The organism is Pseudanabaena sp. 'Roaring Creek' (genome assembly GCF_001402795.1).
Taxonomy (GTDB): Bacteria; Cyanobacteriota; Cyanobacteriia; order Pseudanabaenales; family Pseudanabaenaceae; genus Pseudanabaena.
Genome location: NZ_LIRE01000494.1, coordinates 1 through 3,032, shown reverse-complemented (window position 1 = coordinate 3,032; position 3,032 = coordinate 1). Strand labels below are relative to the sequence as shown.

The window sequence follows — 3,032 nt, the reverse complement described above, 5'->3', positions numbered from 1 at the left end:
GTTTTTGTCCTAACATAACTGGCTACTGCTATACTTAAGAGTCAATGTGACGGCTGATAAGAGCCTCCATCGTACTTTCTAGATTTTGTCCAGCAATAACACCGCTAGCTAAAGAATAAATATTATTGTCCCGACGATAAAGAGTTTGAAAACCCGTCCGCATTTTTTTATCCCCCATTACCCAATAGCGTTGAGTAATTGAATCGGGTCCAATTATGCCTTCCCCCTCAACCTTACCCAGAGAGCTATCATCAACAACAAAGGTGAAACGACGCTCGTCCGAATCAATCCGCCCCTTATAAGCCATGGTTAGCTCTTCGCGATCGCTTTCGGGAAAGGTCAACTTTGTGACCATGGTAAACCAAAAATTATCTTTTGACCAACCTACTAAAGTTCTACCCTTAACTCGAATTGGCATGGAATCTCTCTCTATCCAGTTTCCCTCGAGAGTCCATTTCCCAGGTTGCACTAAAAAGGTATGTGCCACAGTTTTTATTGCTCTGTTTTGTTGCGCTGTAAATCAATTTTCATTATATAGCTTTATTACCAATCGCAGTCGAATCCATTTAAGTGAGGGCATTACACAGCATTACACTCACGTCATCAATTGCCCAGTTATACCAATGTGAATTGGTATAATCCCTTCCCGCTATAAAATTAGACATTCAAAACCAAGAATTAGCGTTGCGGCGCGAAGCGCCGCAACGTCTAATTTTTCACTGGGAAGGGAGTAATACCAATTCACGAAAGTGTGACAACACTTTCGTGAATTAAAAACCAAACCCAGTAAGGTTTTGAGATTCCCAAAGTGGCAACGCCATTTTGGGAATTGGTATAACTGGGCATAAAAAACAGAGACAAAAGCTTGGCGCACGCTGCGCGTGCGCCAAGCTTTTGGGCTTTTACATAAGCTACTAATTAACTAAACCCGATCGCAAAGCTACCACTGCGGCTTGAACGCGATCGTCAACGGATAGCTTATTCATAATGCCGCGCACATGGGTTTTAATGGTATTAGGGCTGAGATAGAGAGTTTTCGCAATTTCGGGATTACTCTTACCATCGACAATTAATTTCAGCACTTCCAGTTCCCGTTGAGATAGGTGTGAGTTATTTTCAACTTGAGTGGGGGGCTTGAGATGATCCATCACTTTACGAGCAACTTGGGGATCGAGGTAGGTAGCCCCATCCATGGCAGCCGTAAAAGCAGCTAATAGACTTTCAGTAGATGTCCCTTTTACACAATAGGCATCAGCACCGCTCGACAAGGCGGCAATAATCTCCGTGTCATCGGTATGGGAACTAAGCATCACAATATGAACATTTGGTGAAGCACTTTTAATTTTTTGCGTTGCTGAAATCCCATCTAGCCTTGGCAGTCCAATATCCATTACAATGATGTCAGGACGCAGTTCCTGTGCCATCTTTACCCCGATATAGCCATCCTCTGCGATGCCAACTACGGTGATATTCGGCTGTTGAGAAAGCGATTGCTCTAATCCAAGTTGGATGAGTGGATCGTCTTCAACAATTAGGACTTTTAAAGGTTTAGATGCTGTCGCCGCAGTCATAATTCTAAATTTGATTGAATTTGATTTGATTATAGCGGGTTTCAGTTTACCTACGGCAAACTGAAACCCGCTATATTATTTATAGCGATCGCCGAATGTACTAGGAGATAAAGCCTAAGAGTTGATTTGCATCGGGGCAAGTCGCCAATCAACTCTTGGGTTTTATCTCCTAAAACAAGTGATTGTAGCTATAAAAACTTAAATCAATAACCTTAAATCAATTGCAAAGACACAGAATGAGCGGCATCAATTTGGAGAAAGTCGAGCAACTAGTTGCTGAAGGATATATCACCAAACGTCCTCATTCAAGTGGTGAACTCTTCATTTACAACTACACGGCTAAGGCTCAGTACGATCGCCTATGGACATCGGAAACTATGCAATGCCGAGGCTTGATTTTAGATCGCAATGGGGCGATCGTTGCTAGACCTCTACCCAAGTTTTTTAATCTACAAGAACATCAAGAAGCATTACCAGCAGAATCATTTCACGTTTACGAGAAACTTGATGGTTCGCTAGGGATTTTGTATTGGCATAACGAGCAACCATATATTGCCTCTAGGGGTAGCTTTAACTCTGACCAAGCGGTCAAAGCCAATGACATATTACAGAATCTTTACAAAGCAGTAATTCCTTCCCTAGATAGATCGCTTACCTATTTATTTGAGATTATCTATCCATCGAATCGCATTGTTGTAGATTATGGAAACTACGAAGCTTTAGTTCTATTGGCTGTAATTGAGACAGAATCTGGTCGAGAACATGAGATTGAGTCCTATGGACATTTAGGATTTCCGATCGCCAAAAGATACGATGGGTTAAATGATCTTGACTCGATCGCTGCGCTCAACAATCAAAATCAAGAGGGTTTTGTGATTCGATTTGCGAGTGGGTTAAGGCTTAAGTTTAAGTTTGCCGATTATGTAAAGTTACATCGGGTGCTTACTCAAGTTACCAGCAAAGTAATCTGGGAGATGCTGCGCGATCGCACTCCCTTTGAAAATATTTTAGAGCGAGTTCCCGATGAATTTTACAATTGGGTCAAGGAAACTAAAGCTTCTCTAATTAATCAGTATCAACAAATTGAGAATGCGGCAAAGGCTGATTTTGAGAGAATTATTGCCACCGTAGATCGGCGCGATCGCAAGGAAATGGCAAAGCATATTTTAGCTTGTCAGAATCACACAATTTTATTCTCTTTATTAGATGGGAAGGACTATAGTGATTACATTTGGCGAACTATCAAGCCTGCCCACGAAAAACCATTTATGGATAATGATGATAATTAAGATGATTGGTGGTGCTTTGTACCACCAATCATCTCTTTATATCCTAAGCAAAACTTTCATTGTTATATAGCGGTAGTCAGTTATGTTAGAACAAAGCCAAAAACCAAAATAGAGTTGCGGCGCTAAGCGCCGCAACTCTATTTTGGTTTTTGGCTTTTAACTACAATGGAGA

General features: G+C 41.4%; 3 protein-coding genes. 1 reads left to right on the top strand and 2 read right to left on the bottom strand.

Annotated elements, in window-relative coordinates; translation table 11 throughout:
* Positions 1-34: 34 nt before the first annotated feature.
* Both AC805_RS15420 and AC805_RS15415 read right to left on the bottom strand, forming a co-directional pair.
* Positions 35-487: a hypothetical protein gene (locus AC805_RS15420; RefSeq protein WP_055076244.1), complete on the bottom strand. Its 453-nt coding sequence runs from the start codon at positions 485-487 to the stop codon at positions 35-37.
* A 427-nt stretch (positions 488-914) separates the two neighbouring features.
* Positions 915-1,571 carry a response regulator transcription factor gene (locus tag AC805_RS15415; RefSeq protein WP_055076243.1) on the bottom strand — a complete coding sequence of 219 codons (657 nt, stop codon included), beginning with the start codon at positions 1,569-1,571 and terminating at the stop codon, positions 915-917.
* A 236-nt stretch (positions 1,572-1,807) separates the two neighbouring features.
* On the opposite strand from AC805_RS15415, the gene AC805_RS15410 reads away from it, so the two are divergent.
* A complete protein-coding gene (locus AC805_RS15410; RefSeq protein WP_055076242.1) occupies positions 1,808-2,860 on the top strand; it encodes an RNA ligase in 1,053 nt (350 codons plus the stop codon).
* Positions 2,861-3,032: the final 172 nt, after the last annotated feature.

Coding starts and splice junctions, on each gene's coding strand:
- AC805_RS15415 (WP_055076243.1), bottom strand. CDS start 1,571: ATGACTGCGGCGACAGCATCTAAACCTTTAAAAGTCCTAATTGTTGAA.
- AC805_RS15410 (WP_055076242.1), top strand. CDS start 1,808: ATGAGCGGCATCAATTTGGAGAAAGTCGAGCAACTAGTTGCTGAAGGA.